The 25206-nt window shown below is 33.5% G+C and carries 24 protein-coding genes; 16 read left to right on the forward strand and 8 right to left on the reverse strand.

The features are described 5' to 3' along the window. The first annotated feature begins 26 nt into the window (after positions 1-26). The 9 genes from neuB (at position 27) to DMB91_RS03435 (ending at position 11813) form a co-directional block, all read left to right on the forward strand. On the forward strand, positions 27-1037 hold the full coding sequence (gene neuB / locus DMB91_RS03395; RefSeq protein WP_034906581.1) for an N-acetylneuraminate synthase: 1011 nt from the start codon (positions 27-29) through the stop codon (positions 1035-1037). After that, on the forward strand, positions 1034-2215 hold the full coding sequence (gene neuC / locus DMB91_RS03400; RefSeq protein ID WP_034906584.1) for a UDP-N-acetylglucosamine 2-epimerase: 1182 nt from the start codon (positions 1034-1036) through the stop codon (positions 2213-2215). The genes neuB and neuC overlap by 4 nt, the downstream gene beginning before the upstream one ends. Positions 2216-2221: 6 nt before the next feature. Further along, the gene (locus DMB91_RS03405; protein WP_034906586.1) at positions 2222-3262 is read left to right on the forward strand and encodes a nucleotidyltransferase family protein; all 1041 of its coding nucleotides are present in this window, start codon (positions 2222-2224) and stop codon (positions 3260-3262) included. After that, on the forward strand, positions 3225-4217 hold the full coding sequence (locus tag DMB91_RS03410) for a gfo/Idh/MocA family oxidoreductase (protein WP_269392149.1): 993 nt from the start codon (positions 3225-3227) through the stop codon (positions 4215-4217). Before DMB91_RS03405 ends, DMB91_RS03410 begins: the two co-directional genes overlap by 38 nt. After that, positions 4210-4923, forward strand: a complete 714-nt coding sequence (locus tag DMB91_RS03415) for an acylneuraminate cytidylyltransferase family protein (protein WP_034906591.1) — start codon at positions 4210-4212, stop codon at positions 4921-4923. The genes DMB91_RS03410 and DMB91_RS03415 overlap by 8 nt, the downstream gene beginning before the upstream one ends. Then, a complete protein-coding gene (locus DMB91_RS03420) occupies positions 4923-5702 on the forward strand; it encodes an oxidoreductase (protein WP_034906594.1) in 780 nt (259 codons plus the stop codon). The genes DMB91_RS03415 and DMB91_RS03420 overlap by 1 nt, the downstream gene beginning before the upstream one ends. A gap of 257 nt (positions 5703-5959) precedes the next feature. Next, positions 5960-7834 (forward strand): motility associated factor glycosyltransferase family protein, encoded by a 1875-nt coding sequence (locus DMB91_RS03425; RefSeq protein WP_143116805.1) that lies wholly within the window; start codon positions 5960-5962, stop codon positions 7832-7834. A gap of 9 nt (positions 7835-7843) precedes the next feature. Continuing rightward, positions 7844-9739 (forward strand): motility associated factor glycosyltransferase family protein, encoded by a 1896-nt coding sequence (locus DMB91_RS03430; RefSeq protein WP_143116806.1) that lies wholly within the window; start codon positions 7844-7846, stop codon positions 9737-9739. A 349-nt stretch (positions 9740-10088) separates the two neighbouring features. Next, positions 10089-11813 carry a flagellin gene (locus DMB91_RS03435; RefSeq protein WP_143116807.1) on the forward strand — a complete coding sequence of 575 codons (1725 nt, stop codon included), beginning with the start codon at positions 10089-10091 and terminating at the stop codon, positions 11811-11813. 46 nt (positions 11814-11859) lie between these two features. Here the strand turns inward: DMB91_RS03435 and DMB91_RS03440 are convergent, their stop codons facing one another. Both DMB91_RS03440 and DMB91_RS03445 read right to left on the reverse strand, forming a co-directional pair. Beyond that, the gene (locus tag DMB91_RS03440; RefSeq protein ID WP_052043243.1) at positions 11860-12717 is read right to left on the reverse strand and encodes a phospholipase A; all 858 of its coding nucleotides are present in this window, start codon (positions 12715-12717) and stop codon (positions 11860-11862) included. After that, positions 12704-13288, reverse strand: a complete 585-nt coding sequence (locus DMB91_RS03445) for a molybdenum cofactor guanylyltransferase (protein ID WP_034906446.1) — start codon at positions 13286-13288, stop codon at positions 12704-12706. The genes DMB91_RS03440 and DMB91_RS03445 overlap by 14 nt, the downstream gene beginning before the upstream one ends. An 81-nt stretch (positions 13289-13369) precedes the next feature. Here DMB91_RS03445 and DMB91_RS03450 point away from each other — a divergent pair, with 81 nt between their 5' ends. From DMB91_RS03450 to DMB91_RS03480, 7 genes are read left to right on the forward strand one after another with little or no spacing between them, the layout of a single operon-like run. Continuing rightward, complete coding sequence (locus tag DMB91_RS03450; protein ID WP_034906442.1) at positions 13370-14680, forward strand: NFACT RNA binding domain-containing protein; 1311 nt, start codon at positions 13370-13372, stop codon at positions 14678-14680. A 2-nt stretch (positions 14681-14682) separates the two neighbouring features. Continuing rightward, positions 14683-15012 carry a coiled-coil protein gene (locus tag DMB91_RS03455; protein WP_034906439.1) on the forward strand — a complete coding sequence of 110 codons (330 nt, stop codon included), beginning with the start codon at positions 14683-14685 and terminating at the stop codon, positions 15010-15012. A 15-nt stretch (positions 15013-15027) separates the two neighbouring features. Then, the gene (locus DMB91_RS03460; RefSeq protein WP_034906436.1) at positions 15028-15756 is read left to right on the forward strand and encodes a phosphatidate cytidylyltransferase; all 729 of its coding nucleotides are present in this window, start codon (positions 15028-15030) and stop codon (positions 15754-15756) included. Next, complete coding sequence (gene dxr, locus DMB91_RS03465) at positions 15753-16835, forward strand: 1-deoxy-D-xylulose-5-phosphate reductoisomerase (RefSeq protein ID WP_034906433.1); 1083 nt, start codon at positions 15753-15755, stop codon at positions 16833-16835. Before DMB91_RS03460 ends, dxr begins: the two co-directional genes overlap by 4 nt. Further along, entirely contained in the window at positions 16832-18220 is a 1389-nt protein-coding gene (locus tag DMB91_RS03470; RefSeq protein ID WP_034906430.1) for a M99 family carboxypeptidase catalytic domain-containing protein, read from the forward strand. The genes dxr and DMB91_RS03470 overlap by 4 nt, the downstream gene beginning before the upstream one ends. Next, on the forward strand, positions 18217-19224 hold the full coding sequence (tsaD, locus tag DMB91_RS03475; RefSeq protein ID WP_034906428.1) for a tRNA (adenosine(37)-N6)-threonylcarbamoyltransferase complex transferase subunit TsaD: 1008 nt from the start codon (positions 18217-18219) through the stop codon (positions 19222-19224). Before DMB91_RS03470 ends, tsaD begins: the two co-directional genes overlap by 4 nt. A 48-nt stretch (positions 19225-19272) precedes the next feature. After that, complete coding sequence (locus tag DMB91_RS03480) at positions 19273-19842, forward strand: prepilin-type N-terminal cleavage/methylation domain-containing protein (RefSeq protein ID WP_034906425.1); 570 nt, start codon at positions 19273-19275, stop codon at positions 19840-19842. A 271-nt stretch (positions 19843-20113) separates the two neighbouring features. Here DMB91_RS03480 and DMB91_RS03485 read toward each other — a convergent pair whose 3' ends face one another. From DMB91_RS03485 to DMB91_RS03510, 6 genes are all read right to left on the reverse strand, one after another. Beyond that, positions 20114-20911, reverse strand: a complete 798-nt coding sequence (locus DMB91_RS03485) for a hypothetical protein (RefSeq protein WP_143116808.1) — start codon at positions 20909-20911, stop codon at positions 20114-20116. 37 nt (positions 20912-20948) lie between these two features. Then, complete coding sequence (locus DMB91_RS03490; protein ID WP_034906820.1) at positions 20949-21290, reverse strand: hypothetical protein; 342 nt, start codon at positions 21288-21290, stop codon at positions 20949-20951. Between the two features lie 189 nt (positions 21291-21479). Further along, positions 21480-22154, reverse strand: coding sequence for a nucleotidyltransferase family protein (locus DMB91_RS03495; RefSeq protein ID WP_034906817.1), 675 nt, complete (start codon positions 22152-22154; stop codon positions 21480-21482). 8 nt (positions 22155-22162) lie between these two features. Then, the gene (locus tag DMB91_RS03500) at positions 22163-22753 is read right to left on the reverse strand and encodes a D-sedoheptulose 7-phosphate isomerase (RefSeq protein ID WP_034906814.1); all 591 of its coding nucleotides are present in this window, start codon (positions 22751-22753) and stop codon (positions 22163-22165) included. A gap of 44 nt (positions 22754-22797) precedes the next feature. Beyond that, on the reverse strand, positions 22798-23817 hold the full coding sequence (locus DMB91_RS03505; protein ID WP_034906811.1) for a dehydrogenase: 1020 nt from the start codon (positions 23815-23817) through the stop codon (positions 22798-22800). Positions 23818-23922: 105 nt separating this feature from the next. Then, a complete protein-coding gene (locus DMB91_RS03510) occupies positions 23923-24861 on the reverse strand; it encodes an NAD-dependent epimerase/dehydratase family protein (RefSeq protein ID WP_034906807.1) in 939 nt (312 codons plus the stop codon). Between the last annotated feature and the right edge of the window lie 345 nt (positions 24862-25206).

Genomic DNA, 25206 nt, shown 5'->3' on the forward strand with positions numbered 1-25206 from the left:
ATTATATTTTAAAACGAAAGGTAAATATGCAAAAAACGCTCATTATTGCTGAAGCTGGGGTAAATCATAATGGGGATTTAAACATGGCAAAAAAGCTTATTGAAATAGCTTGTGAGGCTGGGGCTGATTTTGTGAAATTTCAAAGCTTTAAAACTGAAGAAGTGGTAAGCTTAAACGCTCCAAAAGCAAGCTATCAACTTGAAAATACCCTTGATAAAAATGAAAGTCAATTTGAGATGATTAAAAAGCTTGAACTTGATAAAAAGGCTCATTTAGAGCTTATAAAGCATTGCAAGAAATGTGGCATTGCCTTTCTTTCTACCCCTTTTGATCTGCCAAGCATTGCTCTTTTAAATGAACTTGGACTGGATATTTTTAAAATCCCAAGTGGAGAGATCACCAATTTACCTCTGCTTAAAGCCATAGCGAATTTAGATAAAAAAGTGATTTTAAGCACGGGAATGAGCGATATGAGCGAAATTCAAAACGCCTTAAATATTTTGATACAGCATGGCACAAAAGCTGAAGATATCAGCATTTTACACGCTAATACAGCCTATCCAACTCCTTTTAAGGATATGAATTTAAATGCCATAAAAAGCTTACAAAAAACCTTTGCTAAACACAAAATAGGACTTTCAGATCACAGCCTTGGCATAAGCTGTGCCATAGCTGCAGTGGCTTTGGGTGCAACTATCATAGAAAAGCATTTTACCCTTGATAAAAACTTAGCTGGACCAGATCATAAGGCTAGCCTTGAGCCAAAGGAACTAAAAGCCATGATACAAGCCATTAGAGAATGCGAGCTTGCCTTAGGAGATGGGATTAAAAAAATCAGTCCTAGCGAAAAAGAAAATTTAAGTATTGCTAGAAAAAGCCTTGTTGCAAAGACAAGAATTAAAAAAGGCGAACTTTTTAATGAGCTAAATTTAAGCACCAAACGCCCAGCAAATGGTATAAGCGCTATGCGTTATGATGAGTTCATAGGACGCAAAGCAAATAAAGATTATGAAAAAGATGAATTGATACAAGAATGAAAACAAGCCCTTTAAAGCCAGCAACTAACAAAAGAAAAATTTGTGTGATTTCAGCAACAAGGGCGGAGTGGTATTTACTCTCTAGGCTTTGTAAGCAAATACAAGCTGATGAAAACTTAGAACTTCAGCTTATCTTAACTGGCGCACATTTAAGCGAAAATCAAGGATTTACTTATAAAGCAATAGAACAGGAATTTCAAATAGCTAAAAAAATTCAAATTCTACTAGCAAATGATGATAAAATAGCACTTTGCAAGGCTATGGGCTTGGGTTTTATCTCTTTGAGTGAGGCTTTAGCTGAACTAAAGCCAGACATCGCCCTTATCTTAGGCGATCGCTATGAAATGCTTGCAGTTGCTAGCACTTGCTTACTTATGCATATACCTTTGGCTCATTTATGCGGTGGAGAGCTTACTTTAGGGGCATTTGATGATAGCATACGCCATGCCATTACCAAAATGGCTCATCTTCATTTTGTAAGCACAGCCCTTTATAAAAAGCGAGTAGAACAACTTGGCGAAGAACCTTCAAAAGTCTTTAATGTAGGCTCTTTAGCTGGTGAGCTTATTTTAAATTTAAAACTTTTAAGCAAAAAAGAGCTTGAAAAAGAGCTTGATTTTCATTTTGATGAAAATATCTATCTTATCACTTATCATCCAACCACCCTAAAACTTGAAAATTTAGAAAAAGAGCTTAAAATTTTACTTGGCTTTTTAGATACACTCAAAAATGCAAGCCTTATTTTTACTAAGGCAAATGCTGATGAAATGGGACTTTTTATCAATAAAAACTTAGAACTTTACTGCGAAAAAAACGCTCATAAAGCAAGGCTTTTTGATAATCTTGGCTCACAAAAATACCTAAGCCTTATGAAAATTGCAAAGGCTGTTGTAGGCAACTCATCAAGTGGCATTAGTGAGACTGTATTTTTTAAAAGTCCTTGCATTAACATAGGTGATCGTCAAAAAGGACGTCTAAGAACAGCAAATATTATCGATACGCCTATGTGTGAGCTTAAAAAAGCCTTTAAAATGCTTGAAAGCGAGATTTTCAAAGCAAAATTAAAAAATCTTAAAAACCCTTATAAAAATAAAAACGCAAGCAAAATTATTAAAGAAGTATTAAAAAAAGTCGATTTAAGCACAATTTTACAAAAAAAATTTATTGATTTAAAATGAGGATAGATGAATTTAAACACTCTTAAACTTAAAGCAAATTCTAGCGGTAAAGAAGCCTTAAAAATTCTTGGCAAAGAAAGAGCGAGGATAGCTTTAGTGATGAATGATGAGGACAAGCTCATCGGAGTTATCACTGATGCGGATTTGCGAAAAGCCTTGCTTGATGGCTATGATTTAAACTCAAGCATAGCAAGCATTTATACTCAAAACCCTAAAACTATCACTTCAAAAACAAGTAATGATGAAATTTTTGCCCTTGCTTCAAGATATGATATTTATGATTTTCCTGTGCTTGATAAGGATGGCAAGGTTATAAAAATCTTAAGCGTTGCAAAAATGCTCGAAACCAAAAAGCGAAGCAATAAAGTCGTTTTAATGCTTGGCGGACTTGGCACTCGCTTAGCTCCGCTTACAAATGATACACCAAAACCTTTGCTTAAAGTTGGCTCAAAGCCAATTTTACAAACCATAGTTGAACGCTTTGTCAAACAAGGTTTTTGTAATTTTATCTTTTGTGTGAATTATAAAAGCGAGATGATTGAAGCGTATTTTAAAAATGGAAGCGAATTTGGCATAAATATAGAGTATATACACGAACAAAAAAGGCTTGGCACAGCTGGGGCTTTGTCTTTGCTTGATAAAAATTTGCTGAATGAAAGCTTTTTTGTGATGAATGGAGACATTTTAGCCGAACTTGATTTTAACGCTATTTTAAAACAGCACAAAAGAAAAGAAGCGTATGCTAGCATGTGCGTAAGAAAATTTAGCTATCAAGTGCCTTATGGGGTGGTAAATTGTGATGAGGAACAAATTCTTAGCATAGAAGAAAAGCCTAGTTTTGAGTTTTTAGTCAGTGCTGGAATTTATGTTTTAGAACCTGAAGTTTTAGGCTTTTTAAAGCAAAATGAGTATTTGGATATGCCTGATTTATTTACTATACTTTTAAAAGAGCAAAAAAAACTTGCTAGCTATGAACTCAAAGATTATTGGATAGATATAGGAAGATTTGATGAATACCAAAGGGCAAATGATGAGTTTAACGCCTAAAAAGGTTTTAATCATCGGCTTTGGAAGTATAGGAAAAAAGCATTTTTTAGCCCTTAATAACCAAAATTTAAGTGTTGATATAGTCTCAAAATCTGCTCATTTATCACACTTAAAAACCGAATTTAAAGAGCTTAAAAATCCTGCCCTGCTTGAACAAATTCACATTTATAAAAACCTCAAAGAAGCAAATTTAAATGAATACAAGCTTTTTATCATAGCCAATATCACCACAGCACATTTTAACACTCTTCATTTTCTTGATAAAAAAGTGCAAGATAAAATCATACTGGTAGAAAAACCTTTATTTGAAAGCTATAAAAAATTTACTCCAAGTGGTAAAAATGAAATATTTATCGCCTATTTGCTTCGTTTTAATCAAAGCATTATGCGTTTAAAAGAGCTTTTAGAAGAAGAAATTCAAAAGGGACAAACGCCTTATTTTACAAGCTTTGTGTGCCATTCTTACTTGCCTTCTTGGAGAAAAGTTGATTATAGGCAAAATTATAGTGCAAAAAAAGAACTTGGCGGCGGGGTTATGCTTGATCTTTCTCATGAGCTTGATTTAGCTTTATTTTTCTTTGATAAGCTCAAACTTAACTTTGCTCAAAGCAAGCAAATTTCAGAGCTTGAAATAAATAGCGATGATTTTGCTTTTTTGGCTCTAAATTCTAAAAAATGCCCTGTAATTCATATACAGCTTGATTATTTTAGCAAATTCAACCAAAGAGTGATACAAATTAGCGCGCCCTCAAAAAGCTTTGAAGTTAATTTAAATGGAAACTTTATAAAAATTTATGACACAAAACAAAACTGCACCTTAATCAAAACACAAGATAATACCATAAAAACACTTGAAAACTTGCATAAAGCAGTATTTAAAAAAGATAAAAGGCTATGTTCTTTAAAAGAAGCAAAAAAACTTTTAAAACTCATATCAAAGGCAAAAAATGAATGAAAATATACTTTGCACCATTTGTGCAAGAGGTGGAAGTAAGGGGCTTAAAAATAAAAATATTAAAAAGATAGAAGGACTTGAGCTTATAGCCTATAGCATTATACAAGCTAAAAATTCAGGGCTTTTTAAGCATATAGTCATTAGCACAGATAGTGATGATATAGCTGAAGTTGCCCTAAAATATGGAGGCGAGGTTTTTTTTAAAAGAAGAGCTGAACTTGCAAGCGATAAAGCAGCTAAAGTGCCTGTTATGCGTGATGCCTTGCTTCAAAGTGAGGCACATTTTAACACCACTTTTGATACTTTAATTGATCTTGACGCAAGCGCACCTTTAAGAAAGAGCGAAGATATAAAAAAAGCCTATGAATTTTTTAAGCAAAGCGGAAAAGAAAACCTCATCACAGCAGTTCCTGCAAGACGCAATCCTTATTTTAATCTCATAGAAATTAAAGAAAACAATGCCATTAATACAGCAAAAACTTACGCCTCAACCACAAGGCAAGATGCTCCAAAATGCTATGATATGAATGCGAGCATTTATATTTTTCAAAGACAAAGATTGCTTGAAAGTGATAGTGTTTTTGGAACAAAAACTGCTTTATATGTGATGAATGAAGAAAGTGCTTTTGATGTAGATAGTGAATTTGATTTTAAAATAGTTGAGTTTTTAATCAAAAGTAAAAAACTCAAACAAGAGGAATTTTAATGCTTAATGAAAAAGTGATTTTCGTTGCTGGAGCATGTGGGCGTATAGGCTTGGCACTTTGCGAAAAGCTTCTTTTAGAGTGCAATGCTAGTGTTATTTTAGCTGATATAAATGAAGAAAACTTAAGCAAGTTGGAGCAAAATTTAGCTAAAAATTCCACCTTAAAGACAAAAATTCTAAGCGTAAAACTTGATATTACCAGCAAACAAAGCCTAAATGAGGCTATAACTAAAGCAAATAATCATTTTGGCAAGATAGATGGCTTTGTCAATACAAGCTATCCTATGGGCAAGGGCTGGGGCAAAACGCCTTATTATGAACTTGAGTATGAGCAAATTTGCGAGAGCTTGAATTTGCATTTGGGCGGTTTTATGCTTGCAGCTCAAGAATTTGTAAAATTTTTTAAAAAACAAGGCTGGGGCAATATCATCAATCTTAGCTCCATCATGGGTATATATGCACCTAAATTTGAAAATTATAAAAATACAAATATGCAAAGTTCCTTAGAATACAGCGTCATAAAAGCTGGCATTAACCACCTTGGGGTATGGCTCGCAAAAGAATTGTTTAATACCAACATACGCGTAAATACGCTCTCAAGTGGAGGCATACTTGATAATCAGCCTGCAAGCTTTTTAAATGCCTACAGAAACTGCTGTGCAAGTAAGGGCATGCTTGAAGCAAAAGATATCAGCGGAACAATAGCCTTTTTACTCAGCGATGAGAGCAAGTTTATGACAGGAACAAATCTCATAGTCGCTGATGGCTGGGGGCTTTGATAATAGAAAATGAAATTAGGAATTTATCATAAAATGAGTGAAAAAAATGTAATGCATACAAAAAGCAAGCTACAAAGGATAGAAACGAAAATTTTACCAAAATTTCAATGGATTGCTTGGACTTTACCTCTTTTTGTTCCTAAGCTTACAAAAACAAACGATTATCACGCCATTTTTACTTCTAATCCCTTTTGTAAAATTTATAAAAGTTATTTTTTAGAGCTTCATAGTCATTATAAAGTACAAAAAGGAAAATCATGCCTCATGTTTTACTAAACAAGACTTTTGCTCAAAACCTCAATGCCATTTTTGGAGTCGATCAACCTTTAAGTGTGATGTTAAGGCAAATTTCAAAACTTGTAAAATTTAAAAGTGAAAACAAAAAACTTATTTTTTTACCAGAAAATGAGCTTGTATATGAAAACTTCGAGGCTCATTTTAAAGAAAAAAAAGAATATTTTGATCAAAACTTTGCAAAGCATCCTGTGATGTTTTTTTATGGGCTTGGTAATGGCGTTTTGCTTAAATACTTACTTAAAAACAAAAAACATAAAAGAATTATCGTCTTTGAAAGCGAACTTGAGCTTTTTTACCTTGCTTTGCAAGAGCTTGATTTGAGCAAGGATATAGAACAAGAAAGATTGATATTGTTTTATACATCAAACCTTAATCCAGCACAATTTCAAACTCTTTTTGCTTATCCTGATATAGAAACCTCGCTCAAAACTTATAATTTTCACGTTCAGTGTGAATTTTATGAAAAGCATTATAAAAATGAAATAGAAAAAATTCATCAAGAACTCATAGAACAGATCAAATTTAACTTTTTAAAAAGAGGAAATGATCCTCTTGATTCTATCATTGGTATTAAAAATATCTTAATTAATCTTCCTAAGATGCTAAGACACGGCATTTTTAAAGCTTTTTTAAAGCAAAGATTTAAACAGGTTAAAAGCGCTATCATCGTTTCAACCGGACCAAGTTTAAGCAAGCAGTTGCCTTTACTTAAAAAATATGCAAATAAAGCAAGCATTATGTGTGCGGATTCTGCTTATCCAATACTTGCTAAAAACGACATTAAACCAGACTTTGTTTTTATGCTTGAACGCACGGATTTTACGGCTGAATTTTTTAATAATGATTTTAAAGACTTTGATGAGGGAATTTTATTTATCCTTACCTCAGTAGTGGATAAAAACGCTACAAAATATCTTGAAAAAAATAACAGAAATTATATGATCGTTTCTCGCCCCTTGCTTTTTGCAGCAAGTCTAGGACTTGATGAGTTTGGTTACTTAGGTGCAGGGCATAGCGTAGCAAATATGGCGTATGAGCTCGCAGCGGCTTTAAGACATGAAAATATCATTTTTATAGGACAAGATTTAGCTTATGGCGATGATGGAAGCTCGCACCCAAAGGACTATCAACATGGAGCAGAATTTGAAAGCAATCAAAGACGTGATATTTACACGCTCGCGTATGGACAAAAAGGACAGGTAAGAACACAAATCACTTGGAATTTATTTAGACACGCTTTAGAAAGCGATATAGCACTAAGCAAGCTTAAGCTTGGTATAAACACTTATAACGCCACTGAAGGTGGAGCACATATCAAAGGAAGTATAGAAAGACCTTTTAAAGAGCTTTGCGAAACGCTTTTAAAAGAAAATATACAAAAACCCTTTGCTAAGCCACCAAGGTATGATGAAAACAAAGCTAAAGCGTTGCTTAAGCAAAGCAAAGAGGATTTGCAAGCAAAGGTAAAAAAAGCTGATGGCTTTCTTGAAGAGATCAAAAAAGAACTTGAGCTTTTGCAGGGCTTGTTACCAAAGGATTATGTTTTTGAAAAACTTGATTTTGAGGCTCTAAAAAAATCAAAAGAAAGACTTCTAAAACTCATTCAAACACTTAGACAAAAGATTATTTTCACTGAAACCTTGCACGCTGTGTATTTTCACAATGAATGCGAACTTGTCCGCCTTGAAAGCTTGATAAGCAAAAACGAACGCGAAGAAAAAGAGCTTTTAATACTTTTTTTAGAAACTGAAGCAAGATTTTTTATCGAACTAGGCGAATATATCTATACGCAAAACAATGCCATTTTAGAGTGCATAAAAGAATATATTATTTAAGGAGAAAATATGCAACAAACAACTTTATTTGAAAAGAACATTGACGCTTTAAAAGGCGAAGCTTACAAAGAGCTTAAAGATGAGCTTTTAAAAACAAAAACCATATATAAATTCAAATACGAATTTGATCCTAAAGATACTTTAAATACTAATATCATCAATCTACAGACACAAAGGAAAATGTATCAAGCACCACTTCGTGAGCTTGAAGAAAGCTTAGAACCTTTTAAGAACGAGTTTAAACGTTATCCTGTTTTATTTTTTTATGGCATAGGTAATGGCATTTTATATAAGGCTTTAGCACAAAATGAAGCACACAGACGTATTGTCATTTTTGAAAAAGAGCTTGAACTCATTTATATGGCTTTTAATCTCATTGATTTTAGCAAAGCTCTTATAATGGGACAAATTATCATTATTTATACAAAAGATTATGATTCTAATAAAGCAACAATGATCTTTTCTTTACCGACTATAGTGCTTTTTTTAAAACTATATAACTTGCGTATTCATTGTGCGTATTATGAAAATCAAAGCGAAGAAATCACACGGATTAATAATATCAACTCACAAGCAATTCGTTCAACCACTCTAAAACACGGCAACGATCCAGCCGATGCTCTCATGGGTATAGAGCATTTTACCTTACACCTGCCTTATATGCTCACACACCCTACTTTTAAAGAACTGATTAAAAAACGCAAAAATAAAGGCAAAAATGCTATCTTTGTAGCTACTGGACCAAGTTTAAGTAAGCAATTTGATTTACTCAAAAAATACAAAGACAATGCCGTGATCTTTTGTGCTGATAGCTCTTATGCTTTACTTTACAAACAAGGTATAAAGCCAGATTATGTCTTATCTTTAGAAAGAGGTGGGCTCACCGCAGAACTTTTTAACAATGATTTTGGCGAATTTGATAAGGGTATAGTATTTATACTTTTTGCTTTAACGCACCCAAATACAATTAAATATCTTGAAAGAAACAAAAGAACTTATATGCTTACCCAAAGAAATCTTTCGTATTCAAACTATCTTGATCTTAAGGATTTTGGTTATTTAGGTGGTGGAATGAGCGTGATGAATATGGCTCATGAACTAGGCATAATGCTTGGCTATAAAAATCTTTTTTTTATAGGACAAGATTTAGCTTATAGCGAAGAAGGCAAATCACACCCGGATGATTATATGTTTGCCCATCTTGGTGCAGGCGGAAGAAAACGAGATGATCTTAAAATCAAAGCTTATGGGGGTAAGGGTGAGGTTAAGACTAGTGAAGTATGGATGCTCTTTAAAGGCTTTTTTGAAAATCTCATAACAAATCAACCAAAAGATATAAAGTTTTACAACTGCACTGAAGGTGGAGCAAGGATAGAAGGAAGCATAGAAATGCCTTTTAAAGAAGCTTGCGAGCAGTTTTTAAGCAAAGAAGTAAAAAAATACTTACCAAAGCTTCAAAAACCAAGTCGCAAAGAAAGCAATGAATATATGCTTAAAGCATATGAAAAGATCAAAAAAGGTATGCGATTAACTCAAAGATTCATCAAAAAATCTAAAAAAATTCAAAAACAACTTCAAGGACTTACCAGAGGTGTGCAAACAAGCACGCTTGATGATATAAATAAAGGTATTGATGAGATCAAAAAAGCACTTGATAGCAAAAAAACGCTTTATTTTAAAGAACTTTTAGGACCAAGCTTGTTTCATCAAGAACTTCAATCAGCTCCTCTTTATGTTCAAAATTTCAACAACGAAGGCGAACGACAAAACAAACTTATGGCATGGATTTTCTCTCATGAAGCTTGGCTTGAAGAAATTATTGATTTTTTAAGTATTATGGAAAAAAAGATGAAAGCTGATATCGTGCCTTTAAGAGAAGCTTTAGAAAAAAGAAAGCTTTTATAAGGTGGATTTTCATTGCAAGCCATATTTACACGGCTTGCAATCCATATCAAAAATAAACTGCAAAACAGCTGCTTAAATTTAAAAATACTCAAGTTAAATTTCACTTTGCCGATATAGGGATTGAATCTTCTCAAAATATTGCTTAAAAAAGTCAAGTGCAAAACTTGACTTTTTATTTTAGTCTATTTTATTTTAGACAAATTTAATTTAAACAATCAAATTTTATTTGTGTTTTGCTTATATTACGCTTTGTTATATCCCTTTCAAATCCCTTATTTTAGGCATAAAATTAAAAGTTGGAACACTTCTTGCTTTAAGAAGTCTAAGCAATATTTTGAAAGGATTTAAAATGAGTTTAAGAATAAACACGAACATTGGTTCGCTTAGTGCTCACAATGCGTTAAATATGACTTCTAACGCACTTGACAATTCTCTTAACAGGTTAAGCACAGGGCTTAGGATCAACTCAGCCAAAGATGATGCTTCAGGTTTAGCCATCGCTGATCAACTTCGTTCTCAAGCATCAACTTTAGGACAAGCTATCAACAATGGCAACGACGCCATAGGCATACTTTCCACCGCTGATAAAGCGATGGACGAGCAGGTAAAAATTTTGGATATGATCAAAACTAAAGCTACTCAAGCGGCTCAAGATGGACAAAGTCTTAAAACAAGAAACATGCTTCAAGCAGACATCAACCGCCTTATGGAAGAATTAGACAATATCGCCAATACCACCGTTTTTAATGGCAAACAATTGCTTTCTGGTGGCTTTATCAACCAAGAATTTCAAATCGGCTCAAGCTCAAATCAAACTATAAAAGCAACCATAGGCTCAACCCAAAGCTCAAAGATCGGTGTAACAAGGTTTGAAACAGGAGCAACTATCACTGCTTCAGGACCTGCAAATATGACGATTTTAAATTATAACGGTGTTGATGATTTTGATTTTGCTGAAATTCAAATTTCATACAGCGTTGGCACAGGTGTTGGAGCTTTGGCTGAAGAGATCAACAGAGTAGCTGATAAAACAGGTGTTCGTGCAAGTTTTACTGTGCAAACTTATGGCACTTTTGCTATACAAGATGGAAAGACAAGTAGTGATTTTTCAATCAATGGCGTGATTATAGGACAGATTGATTACAAAGCAGCTGATGAGAATGGACAACTTGTTTCAGCGATCAACGCTGTAAAAGATACTACAGGCGTTGAAGCAGCTAAGGATGCAAACGGCAAACTCGTCTTAACCTCAAAAGAAGGAAGAGGTATAGTTATAGGAGGAAGCATAGGTGTAGGTTCAGGCGTAATTAACAGCCAATACTCAAACTTTGGACGCCTTTCTTTAGTTAAAAATAGCGGACAAGATATCGCTATATCAGGCACTGGTTTTGGCTTTACAGTAACAGCTGGGGATTTTATTTCTCAAAGCTCTGTTTCTTTGCGTGAATCAAAAGGACAAATCGAAGGCAATATGGCTGATGCTATGGGCTTTTTTGCGTATCCGGGTGGAAATAGATATATCATCACAGGATTTTCATCAGTTGCTGCCTTTATGAGTAGTGCTGGTTCAGGATTTTCAGCTGGTTCAGGATTTTCTGTAGGTTCTGGAAACAACTATTCTGTTTTATTAGACGATATTGGCGTATTTGTTTCATCTGCCTCAGCTTTTTCAAATGCCTATCAAGTTTCAGCTGGTTCAGGATTTTCAGCTGGTTCAGGTTTATCAAATTATGCACCGATGAAAACGCTTGAGCTTGGCATAGCTGATAATACAGCTGGTGTAACCACACTTAAAGGGGCAATGGCGGTAATGGATATAGCAGAAACAGCGATTTTAAATCTTGATCAAGTGCGTGCTGACATAGGTTCAGCCCAACAACAACTTGAAGTTACGATAGCTAATATCAGCACCACACAAGTCAATGTCAAAGCAGCCGAAAGCACCATACGCGATGTGGATTTTGCAAGCGAGAGTGCAAATTTCTCTAAACAAAATATACTTGCCCAAAGTGGTAGTTACGCTCTTGCACAAGCTAATCAATCACAACAATATGTGCTTCAACTCTTACAATAAATTCAAATTTTGCTTCAAGCTTGCGACTTTTCTCGCAAGCTTTGTATCAATACGCTATATAAAAACCTAAAGAAAACTTATGTAAATATCGATTATAATCAATCAAGCTTTCCCCATAGCCATTAAAATACTGCACATACAAAAACACTCCATTCCCCCAAAAATCAAAACCCGCATCAAACTGCAAGGCTCCTTTGTTTCGCTTAAAATTCAAGTTATTTCTCACAAGCACACTTGCAAAACAATCCTTCGCCAAATAACTCACAGCCAAATCAAAATTTCCCATATAGTTTGTAATATCTTTGTTATCATCATCTTTTTCAGGTAGCCTATACCACAGCCTTGGCGTGATAAAAAAGCGATCATAAACAAATAAAGTGCTTATATATACTCTATTCCACGAACGCGATTGAAGTTCAGTATCATCTTTGCCGTTTGATTCGTGAAGTAAGGATACTCGGATACTTTTTAAATTTTCAAACTGATCTATATAAAGTGGCACAGAAACAAAAAATTCAGGCTGATAGTTAATCTCTCTAAAAGGCGAAGAGTCCTTATAAAGTTGCCACCACGCTGTTTGCGTATAAGCAAAATAAAATTTTTCATCAAAACCAAAAATATTTTCAAACAAAGGTTTTTTAAGACTGATTTGAAATTTCGCTTCAGTGCGTTTGTGTCGCGGATATTTACCTTTAAAAGTATAAGAAAAAGGTAAAAAATAATTCGCCCCATGCTCGCTCAATTGCAAGAAATTCTCTCTTTTTACTTCACCAAGATAATTTTGTAAATTTAAAACTGCCAAGTCCCTTTCTTTTCTTAAGTTTTGCTCTAATTTTACGCTTGTTTCAGCCTTCATAAGACTTACAACTACACACACAACACATAAAGATTTAAAATATTTCATTTTTAAATCTTACATAACTTTCAAAGTCATTTAAATTCACAAAGCTTTCATCGTCCTTAAAATCAAGCACAAAAGCGTTATTTTGCTCGCACAAGCTTTGAATTTTGTGTTTTTTTTGCTGTAAAAGCTCAAAACATTTACCAGATAAAGAACTATGATAAAAGCCACACAAAGCGTGAATATATCCTTTGCTTCGTGGCAAGATGATTAAAGATTGATCAAGATGCTTTGCAAGAGCATCAATTTGCTCTTTTTCTACACTTGGCATATCAACACTGATGATAAAAACAAAAGTATCTTTAAAATAATCAAGCACGCTAAAAAGAGCAAGCATAGGCGAAAACTCCACACCTTCAAATTTTTTATCAAAAATGAGTTGTTTAAAATGAGCGTTAAATTTATCCTCTTTGCACGAAAGAAAACAGCTTTGAAAAAGCGCACTAAGTCTTGAAAACTGAAAATCAACCAAATTTCGATCATAAAGGGGTAAAAAACACTTATCCTGCCCCATACGACTTGATTTACCGCCACACAAAATCACACAAGGCAGAGTTTGAAGATCAAAGTGCATTTTTTTCCTTAAAATATAAATTTCAAAAATTTTAAACATTTTACATTAAAATAATATAAAAAATACTCTATAATTAAAGTTATGAAATACCAAGCTTTAATCCAAATCGCAAATTATCTTAAAGCTTATAAAAAACTCTATGCTATCAAACGCATAGATGATAATGTTTTTAAGCTTGATTTTAATAAACTCTGCCTCATTTTTGATCTAAGCCGTTTTAAAAGTGCTATTTATGAAGCCAAACTTTTAGAAAAAAAATACAATGCTCCATTTGACTTTATGTTGCAAAAATATTTTAGTGGCGCTGAAATTTTAAGTGTAAAAGTGCTTGAAAATAACAGAGTCTTATGTTTTCACACTCAAATACAAAAAGCATACAAAAACTTTACAAACAAAATCTATTTTGAATTTACAGGCAAAAATACAAACGCTATCATCACTGATGAAAATGACATCATCATCGAAGCTTTAAGACACATAGAAAAATCCTACAGGAGTGTAAAAATAGGACAAAAACTTGAGCCTTTAAAGCCTTTTAAGATCGAAGAAAAAGTATTTGAGATCAAAGATTTTAAAGCATATTTTGCTCTTGCTTTTAAAGAGCAAAACCAACTAAAAATCAATGCCTTAAAAGAAAACAAAAGCAAACAAGTGCTGAAAAAAATCGCAAATTTAAAAGAACATTTAAGCAAACTTGATGATGAAAACACGCTTGAAAAACAAGCCCGAAGTTATGAATACAAAGCCCAAGTTTTAAACGCAAATTTATATCATTTAAAAGACTATGAACGCAATTTTTCTTTAAAGGATTTTGAGGGCAAAGAGCTTTTTTTTGAGCTTGAAAATGTTCCAAAAATGGAAGCTCAAAGGCTTTTTAAGCTTTCAAAAAAACTCAAACAAAAAGCTAAAAATATCTTCATCGAAAAAGACTCATTACTTGAAAAAATCAGCTTTTATGACAATCTTTTAACACTTATCATGCATTCAAACTCAAGCGTAGAGCTTGAAATTTTAGCACCAAAAAAGCAAGCAAATGCAGAGAAAAAAGTAAAAAAAAGTGATGAGGGCGTGGCAAGCTTTTATTTTAATGAGTGTAAAATTCTTATCGGCAAAAACGAAAAAGCAAATGAGTTTTTACTACACAGCACAAAAAAAGATGATATGTGGCTACATGTGCAAAACTTACCCTCCTCTCACGCTTTTATCATCTCAAATAAACAGAAACTAAGTGAAGAAGTGTTACAATTTGCAGCGAAATTGTGTGTAAATTTCTCAAAGTTAAACCCTGGGACATATTTAGTCGATTATACGCAAAGAAAATTTGTTAAAATAAAACAAAAGGCTTTCGTAAATTATACAAATTTCAAAAGCTTGAGTGTTTTAAAGGAGTAAAAATGCCAGTCAGTCCTTTAGGAAATCTTAATTTCATCAACCAAAATGTCGGTGCAGTATCAACTCGAGCAAGTAATGAAGCTGCTAAAGAAGGCTTTGCAAATATGGCGAATTTAGCCGAGTTTGCTGCAAAAGAAAAGGCAGTTGAAAAGCTTGAAAGAGTCGCTCAGAGCCAAGAGGTGCAAGATGAGGTTAAAGAAAGGGCTAATGAAGAAGAAAAACAAAAACACGCTAAAGAAGAGCAAGAACACAATAAAAACGAAGATGAAGCGAGTGAAGAAGATGAGTTTAAAAACACACATAAGCTTCATAGACTTGATTTGAGTATTTAAGATAAGGAGAAAGCTTTGTTTGATACGACACGGATTATCAGTGGGGTGGTTTTAGTAGCTGGGGTGATTTTAATCTTACTCATTAATGAACTAGCCCTTAATTTTGTAGTCTTTGCACTTTTATTTTACCTTGCTTTTAACGAGGGTAAAACACTTTTTAAAGACCAAAGTGCAAGTGTTTGGCTTGGCTTACTTGTCTTTGTGATAGGAAGTGTGCTTAAAGAGCCTTTGCTTGTGGGCACATTGTTTTTTATACTTGTAGTAGGATTTTTGGTATATAAAAAAGAGAAAAATTTACAGCAAAGCTTGATTTACCTTTATCCAACCCTACCTATCTTAGCACTTTGGCAGTTGTATTTAGATCATGGTGCGTTTGCTTTGTTTTGGCTTATTTTTATCGTAGCAGTGTGTGATAGTAGTGCGTATTTTGTCGGTAAAATGATAGGAAGCACACCTTTTTCACCAACAAGCCCAAACAAAACAAGAGAAGGCGTCATCGGTGGTTTAGTGTTTGCAACCATTTTTGGCACACTTATTGGACTTTTTGGATATAGCTTTTTACTTAGTCTTGCTATTTCTTTTTTAAGTGCTGTTTTTGCAGTAATTGGCGACTTGCTAGAAAGCTATTTTAAACGCAAAGCAAAGATAAAAGATAGTGGCAATCTTATACCCGGACATGGTGGAATTTTAGATAGGATTGATGCTTTAATCATCGCTGCTTTTGTTATGGTTGCTCTTTTATGATCCTTTTTGGAAGCACTGGCAGTATAGGGCAAAATGTGCTTTTTTTAGCCAAAAAGCACAAGATCAAGATCAACGCTCTTGCATGTGGAGAAAATATCAAACTCTTTAAAAAACAAATTGCTGAATTTAAGCCAGAATTTATTTGCATAAAAAACAAACAGGACAGACACGAGCTTGATTTTAATCCAAAAAAGATTTTTTACGCCCAAGAAGGCTTAGAGCATATTTTAAATATCAGTAATTCTAAGCTTGTGGTAAATGCCATAGTCGGTTTTGCAGGACTTCGTGCAAGCATACAAGCAAGCAAATTAAAAAAAACCCTCGCCCTTGCAAATAAAGAAAGCCTTGTTGTGGCTGGGAAATTCCTTAAACATACAAAAATCAAACCCATAGACAGCGAACACGCCGCACTAAAATGTTTGCTTAAAGGACAAAAAAACATAGAAAAGCTTTATATCACAGCAAGCGGAGGAGCTTTTTTCAAGCGCAGTCTTAAAGAACTTAGTCAAGTCAGTGCAAAAGAAGCTTTACAACACCCAAATTGGAACATGGGAGCAAAGATCACTATAGATAGTGCAACTATGGTAAATAAACTTTTTGAGATCATTGAAGCTTATCATCTTTTTGGCTTTAAAAATCTTGATGCCATTATCGAGCCAAAGTCCTTAGCCCATGCTATCTGTGAATTTAAAGATGGCGGAGCAAGCGTGTATTTTTCAAAAGCAGATATGAGACTTGCTATCTCTCAAGCCATACTGAAAAAAAAGAATCAAAAAATTTTACAATCACTAGACTTTGTTAAGCTTGCTAGTTTAAAATTCCACCACATAGATTTGAAAAAATATCCTATTTTCTCGCTCAAAAAGGCTTTGCTTGAAAATGTTGATTTAGGTGTGATTATCAATGCCACAAATGAAGTTTTGGTAAAAAAATTTCTAAATAATGAATGCAAATTTTTAGATATTGCCAACGGCATATTTAAAACACTTGATCACTTTGAAAATCCTTATATAAAAGATATAGATGAGGTTTTTGAGCTGGATAAAAAAGTAAGGGAATTTATAAAGGTGCGAGTATGAAAAAACTGATTGTATTGTTGTTAAGCTTTGTATTAAGCTTTGCTTTAGAATTTAGCGTAAGCGAGAATGGCAAAAGCCTTGATGATAATAATACCGTTTTAATTTTTGGTGGCATACAAGGCGATGAGCCGGGTGGCTTTCATGCAGCAAGCTTGCTGATTAGTGATTATAATATCACAAAGGGTAAAATCATCGTTGCGCCAAATTTGGCTTTTGATAGTATTATTAAAAGAAGCAGAGGCACTAAGGGAGATTTAAACCGAAAATTTGCAAAGCTTAAGCCAAATGATCCAGATTATGGAACCGTGCAACGCATTAAAGAGCTGATCTTACGCCCTGAAGTAGGCATGGTAATCAATCTTCATGATGGCTGGGGTTTTTATCGTCCCGAGTATATTAATGCTGAACAAAATCCTAAAAGATGGGGCAACTCAAGCGTGATTGATACAAGTGAAATTAACGCAAGCAAATATGGCGAACTTGAAAAAATCGCTCAAAGCACCGTTGAAAGTGTAAATTCCTCGCTCATTGATTCAAAACACCAATACTTCCTTAAAAATACAAGAACAGAAGAACTTGATGATACTGAAATGCTTAAGGCTTTAACTTATTTTGTGATCTCAAACAACAAGGCTGCTTTTGCTAATGAAGCAAGTAAAAATCTGCCGGTAAATTTAAGAACTTATTATCATTTAGTGGCTATTGAACATTATTTAAAAACAGCTGGAATAGAATTTAAAAGGAGTTTTGAACTGAGTCCTGAAGGCGTAAAAAAAGTCATCAACAAAGAACTCTTACTTAAACTTTTTCGCAAAAAAATTCTCCTTGAACTTGATAAACCAAGAAGCGTGATTAATTATCTGCCTTTTCCACTCTACAGAGAACTTGATTATGAAACAAGCAATGAACTTACCGCTGTTATTGCTGAACAAAACTCATTTTATATCCAATATGGCGATCGCTTTCAAAGCAGGATATACCCTGAATATTTCGAATTTAGCGACGCTTTTAATGAATTTCAAATCGTTATAGATGGGGAAAACAAAATCATTCCTTTTGCAAGCAAGATTAAAGTCAAAAAAGAATTTATGATCCCACGCATTAACAAGGTGCGTGTCAATATCATAGGACTTGATATGGGACACGATGAAAGTGGTATTGTTGTCACTAAAAATAAGATGATTCCAAGATATTCGCTTGACACAGCCGGTAAAGTTTTTCGTATAGAATTTTATGAATTGCGTTACGCTGATCTCTTAAATCAAATCACCTATCTTCCGTCAAATAAAATCATCAAAAACGCTCCAATGCTAAGCGAAGCAGTATATAAACAAGCCTTGAAAAAAGACAAATTTGTTGGCTCTATACTTGTTGAGTTTGAATGAAAAACCTCATCTTAGCTATAGAAAGTTCTTGTGATGATAGCTCGCTTGCGATCATCAACAAGGACGATTTAAGCTGTGTTTTTGAAAAGAAAATCTCTCAAGAATTGCAACACTCTCAATACGGAGGCGTCGTGCCAGAACTTGCTGCACGTCTTCATACTGCTGCTTTACCACAAATTCTAGAGCAAGCCAAACCCTTTTTAAATAGGCTTTGTGCCATAGCTGTTACAAATGAGCCGGGCTTAAGTGTGAGTTTGATTGGTGGTATTAGTATGGCTAAAACCTTAGCTTTAAGCTTAAATTTACCACTCCTAGCGATCAATCATCTTGCAGGACATATTTATTCGCTTTTTTTAAATGAAAAAGCAAGCTTTGATATGGGTGTTTTACTCGTTAGTGGCGGACATACTATGGTGCTTTTTATCGATAAACAAGGCAAGGTTAATGAACTAGCTAAAACGCTTGATGATAGCTTTGGAGAAAGTTTTGATAAAGTTGCTAAAATGATGGGATTGGGCTATCCGGGCGGAAATGCGATCGAAAAACTTGCCCTAAAAGCTACAGAAAAAAAGCTCTTTTTTAACATACCTTTAAAACACAGCAAAGACTTAAACTACAGCTTTTCTGGACTTAAAAATGCTGTAAGACTTGAACTTTTAAAACACGAAAAACTTGATGAAAATACAAAAAGTGAGATAGCTTTTGCTTTTCAAAACGCAGCCATTGCTCACATACTTGACAAACTTGAAAAAATATTCTCCCTTCATCGCTTTAAAAGTTTTGGCGTTGTGGGTGGAGCAAGTGCGAATTTAAGTCTAAGATCAAGACTTGAAGCGCTTTGCAAAAAATATGATTGCGAACTAAAACTAGTTACATTAAGCCATTGTTCTGATAATGCTTTAATGATCGCAAGAGCAGCATGTGAGAAATTCAAAAAGCAAGAATTTACAAATATAAAAATGGATATTTTACGCACAAGAAGCGAAAATTTAGGCTACATTTGAAATAAAATTTGAAACAAATTAGGTATAATGCTTTAAAAAGGAAAAAGTGTGAAAAAAGCCTTTAGCGTCCTTGAGCTTATCTTTGTCATCATCATACTTGGCATTTTAGCCGCCATAGCCCTACCGCGTCTTAGTTCAAGTAAAGACGAAGCAGAAATCAGCAAGGCGATAAGCAATCTTAAAACCTTAGTCAGTGATTTTAGCTCTTATGCCCTTAAAAACGACGCCCTAGCCTCAACGCATTTAATGAGTAATGTCAGCAATATAGAAAATGTCGATCTGAGTAATTTTAACGGCACAAGAAGCGTAAATTTTAGCGTTGCTGGAGCAAATGATTGTATAGAGCTCGTATTTATCAACTCAAGCCACACTCTCATCTTTGGCTTTGCATCAAATGCAAATATCAAAACCTTAATCACAAACCTGGCCACAGCTGAAAATTCTTTAAAAGCAAACCCAAACGATACAAACGCTAAAAATGCCTACACAACAGCCCAAAACGCGCTTTTAAATGCTGATTTCACAAGTCAAAGTCAAAGCAAAGCCTGCGTTGCCCTAAGCACACAAAACGCTTTCAAAAGCCTAGCTAGCAAAACTTATACACTTTTGGGGAATTAAAAACCTCAACACTTGCTAAAAAGGCTACAATAAAAAATGTAATTTTTTAAGATAAAATATAAAAATAAAGCAAATTTAAAAGATATTCCAAACAAAAAACATAAAAAAGCTGAGCTAAAAACCCAGCTTTGTAGGCAATATTTTGAAAAGATTCGATCTTTATATCGGCAAAATAAATTTTAACTTGAGTGTTTTTGCGAGTTTTATTTCTTAAGGAATTAAAACTTCATTCAAGATTTCAGCAAATCAAATTTATCTTGCTCTTTTGTCTTCACGCCTTCATATCCACATTCTTATTTAAAGTATTAAAAGTGCTTAAGTTTATCTTTGAAAGCATATTTAATAAAACATTTGAATTTGAAAACAAGCTTGAATTGAAATCAAGACTTTTTAAATTTAAATTGTTATCTTTTACTTTAAAAAGTATTTCAAGCAAATCTTTTTCATCAAAGCTTTCTTTTAAAAGTTTTTTAAGAAGTTCATTTGTATCTATAGCTTTATAAGTTTCACTTTTGCTTTCTGCTTCAATTGGAGTGAAAGTTTTTTTGTTTGCTTTGGTGTTTTGTGAGTTATCATCATTTTGGATTGAGTTTTCATTCAACCATTGAGCTTGCTTTGTTTCGACATAGGATTTAAATTCTAAATACTTTTCTTTAAATTCATCAGTGCTTAAATTTGAGTTTAAAAGTTTTTGATACGCTCTTTCATCACTACTGCTAATCCAAATAAAAATTTCTCCATTTCCAAGCTTATTTTGCTCTAAAAACTGCCTTAAGTCATTCACACTTTCTTCGCTTAAACTTCTATCAAGTCCTAAAAGTTTGGCTCTTATGCTGGTTTGCCCTTCACTTACAAACTGGGAAAATCTCGTTGCAAAAGCATGAAAAACGCCCATTTTAGATATACTGCCATCTTCTTGAGTGTAAAGCTTTGAACCTATATCCATTCCATAGTAAGAAAAAATATCCTCATTTTTTTCAAGTTTATACTCTTGGGCTGATTGAGTATTTTGCCAAGGATTAACAAAGCTAATATAAATATTTGCTTTGTTATATTGCTTTAAGCTCATCTGGCTTAGCTCATCAAAAGTGTAAGTTTTGGTTATTTCAAGTGTTTTTTTTATTAAATTCAAAAGCAAAAGGAAAATGTTGTAAAAGCTCTTCTTTCGTGTAATTTTCTTTGTCCTCAAGCTTACTCATAAGCTGAGAAAAAAGCTTATAAACATTTTGTAAAGTTTTAGTTGTATCAAGTTCTGTAAATTCAACATAATCATTTGGATCAACCTTTCTAAAACCATAATCAAGAGGATTGTAGGCTTTATCATTGTTTTTATAACTTTGTAAAAACTCGGCTTGGGTTTGTAAATTAGTGCTTTTTAAGTTTTTGTTAGTAGTTTGTAAAACTTGGCTTGATGATGCTGGATGAAAATTTGTAGAATTTATCCTCATTACTTTACCTTTAAATATTTATTTAGAACCATAAATCTTCGATAGATTTACAAATGCGTTTGCCATGACTATCCATCTTTCTTTAATAAAACCACGCAATGAAAATCGACAAAAATAAATTTAGTTTTAGCTCTTTTAAAGTTCTTTCATCGTTAGAAAATATTTATATAAGATTAAAAAACCGACAGCTTACTTAAAATATTGTGAAGCTTTAAAATAATCCTGTGGCACACCTATATCGATAAAATATCCATCAAAAACTTCAGCTCTTGCTCTTAAAGCCTTAAAATGGCTTTGCATAAAATCCTCAAAAGAAAATGATTTTTCTAGGCTAAAAGCATCAAAAATAGTTTTATCTAAAAGATAAATTCCAGCATTGATTAAGCCGTGTTTAAAATAAGCTTTTTCTTTAAAAGAACTGACTAAACCTTTATCGTCAAGCTCTACAACACCATATCTTTCAAAATCATTCATTTTTTTAAGGGCTAAGCATAATTTGCTTTGATTTTCAAGTCTTAATTGTGATAAATTTATATCAAAAAAACTATCCCCATTAAGGACAAATTGTTCTTTTTCCTTAGCCAAACTTAAAGCCTGCTTGATCGCTCCACCAGTGCCTAGAGCTTCTTTTTCTATACTATAAGTTAATTTTAAGCCTAAAAACTCATCTTTAAAATATTCTTGTATAAGCTCATATTTATAAGAAACAGCTAAGATAAGCTTTTGCACACCTTGGGCTTTAAGATATTCTAAGACAAAGCTTAAAAAAGGCTTGCCATTTATATCAGCCATTGGTTTTGGAATATCTTTCACCACACTTCTTAAACGTGTGCCAAGCCCACCACATAAAACAATTGCTTCCATTTTTGCTCTTAAAGCTTAAAACCCTTGCCAAAAAGTTCTTCTTCGACAATAGCACAAAGTATATGAGCGATTAAAATATGAGCTTCTTGTATGCGAGGCGTTTCATTTGATGGTACTTTGATACAATAATCACACAACTCATGCATACTACCTCCACTTAATCCCGTAAGTCCTACGCTTAAAATGCCTTTTTCTTTGCACATTTGCAAGGCTTCAAGTATGTTTTTGCTATTGCCACTGGTTGAAATTCCTATAAAAATATCGCCCTTTTTACCTTGAGCTTGCACCTGTCTTGAAAAAAGCTTTTCATAGCCATAATCATTTCCTATAGCCGTAAGTATGCTTGTATCTGTTGTTAAGGCTATGCTAGGAATGCCTTCTCTATCAAAATAAAAACGGCTCACAAACTCGGCTGCTATGTGTTGAGCATCAGCTGCTGAACCACCATTGCCAGCAAGCAAGGTTTTGCCCCCATTTTTATAGCATACTATGAGCTTTAAAGCCACTTCCTTGATGAGGGAGATTAAGGCTTCATCGCCTAGAATTTGTTCTTTTACACTTAAAGATTTTAAAATATGACTTTTGATATATTCTTTCATTATTTTTCCTTTTTGGCTTTTTTAAAATTCTAGCTTAAAAAACCTTAAATTCTCCATGATTTACTACCTTCTTTAGTAAAAGAAAAATCCTGCACATAGCCTTGTTCTTTATTTAAAAGCTCAATTAAGCGATATTTTTCAGTAGGTTCAACCATAAAAAACATAAATCCACCTGCACCAGCTCCACTTGTCTTGCCACTATATGCTCCATTTTTCATAGCTAGTTGATAAATTCTATCAAGCTCATCATTGCTTACGATCTCAGAAATAATTTTTTTAGACTGCCAAGATTTGCCTAGAATTTTAGCCATAGTTTTAAAATCAGCCTTAAACAAAGACTCTTTCATCTTTACAGCATCTTCCTTGATCGCGTGCATGGCTTCTAGGGATTTTCCGCCTCCTAATTTACCTTTTTTATGTTCTTCTATATCCTTAGCCTCTCGTGTAATATTAGTAAAATACAAAAGCGTTCTAGCTTCAAGCTCACTAGCAATGTAGTTTTTGATACGTAAGGGATTAACAATTACTCTTTTATTCTTATAAAATTCCATAAAATTAAAGCCGCCAAAGGTTGCAGCGTATTGATCTTGAGCACCACCCACTATGCCTAAATCTTCTCTTTCTATCTCATAAGCTAGTTTTGCGATCTCATAGTCTCCTAAAGGCAAATTAAGCCACTCCACAAAGGCTTTAATAATGCCTACAACTAAAGTTGAGCTTCCACCCAAACCACTCCCACTTGGCACATCTGAATAAGTATGCAAAGAAAAGCTCAAAGGCTTATGTGTAAAGTCCTTAACTATACGGTTATAAATAGCCTTAAAAATATCAAGCTTACCATCAAATTCAAGCCTTTCTTTACTTTCATACTCAAATTTTTGATGTGTATCAGGCGAATCAAAAACAATCAAGCCGTCATTTTTGACAATTAAAGTGCAGTGAATATATAAAGAAATAGTTGCATTGAGCACAAAGCCAATGTATTTATCACAATACAAATTTATATCAGTGCCACCCCCAGCAAGCCCAAGTCTTAAGGGTGTTTGAGAACGGATAGTAAGCATATACAAGTCCTAATTCTAGTATAAAAATCTAAGTTAATTTTACACTAGAATAATTAATTCAAGAAAAACGAATTATACTTCAATCCGTGTTTTAAATATGTTCTTTTACACGTTCGCAAAGCGATTAACTTTCATCATAGAAAAAGCTCTTAAAAGCTCTTGTATTCCATCATCAAGGCTTACATCAGCACTCCAGCCTGTAGCTTCAAGCTTGGCATTGCTTACTAAATAATCCCTCTTATCAGGATCCTCTCCAATCTCAGCTGAGTGTATATATAAACTTGGAACATATTCTTTGATCTTTTCAGCAAGTTGTCTTTTGGTAAGATTTGCAGAACTAAGTCCCATATTATAAGCCTCACCTTTCATCTTATCATAGTTTTCTATGCCGTGAATAAAAGCCTTTGCAACATCTCTTACATGGATATAATTGCGTCTAAAGTGTTCCTCAAAAAGCACTATGAAACGATCCTTATACGCCCTATAAGTAAAATCATTAACAAGCAAATCAAGCCTCATTCTAGGGCTTACTCCAAAAACAGTAGCTAATCTAAAGGTTACACAATTACCTTTTTCAAGCAAATATAACTCTGATTCTACCTTATCTTTGCCGTATTCTGATATAGGATTAAGTGGCGATTTCTCATCACACATTGCATCTTTTGCACCTATGCCATAGCCACTATTCGTATTTGGATAAAGTAAAATTTGCGAGCTAGAAGCTAGATCAGCTATATTTTTCACAGCTTCAAAATTAACTCCTCTTGCAAGTCTTGGGCTTCTTTTACACAAAGGCGCACCCACTAAAGCTGCCAAAGGTATGATAATATCGTGTTTTTTAACTTGAGCTTCAAGCAAGCTTTTATCTAAAACATCGCCTAAAATAAAAGAAAAATTTTTATATTTCACACAAGAAAGTAAAGAAACTTGATCAAACATTAAATTATCAATCACGGTTACTGCATAGCCTTTATCAAGTAAAATCGGTGTTAAAACAGAGCCTATATAACCTGCTCCACCTGTTATAAGAACACTTTTTGCCATGTATTTTTCCTTATCATTGCTTTAAATTTTATATTGAAAATAGGGATTTTCAAACTTTTTACTAAAAGCCCATATACTAGATTAGCGAGCTAATATAAGGATTAAAATTATAACCAAAAAATTTATATTTTTCCTTAAAAAATATAAATTTTAAAAAATTAGAGCTCGATTAAATATTGTTTCAAAATATGTAAAAATAAATATCTCTCATAATCAAAGCAATTTCATTGATATGTAAAAATTAATAAAAGTTTGAAAATCCCTATTTTCAATATATTTTTTGTTAAGATCAAAGGAAGAAAAATGGCTTTAAAAGCCCTCATCACAGGATTTACTGGGCAAGTT

The organism is Campylobacter sp. MIT 97-5078 (assembly GCF_006864455.1).
Taxonomy (GTDB): domain Bacteria; phylum Campylobacterota; class Campylobacteria; order Campylobacterales; family Campylobacteraceae; genus Campylobacter_D.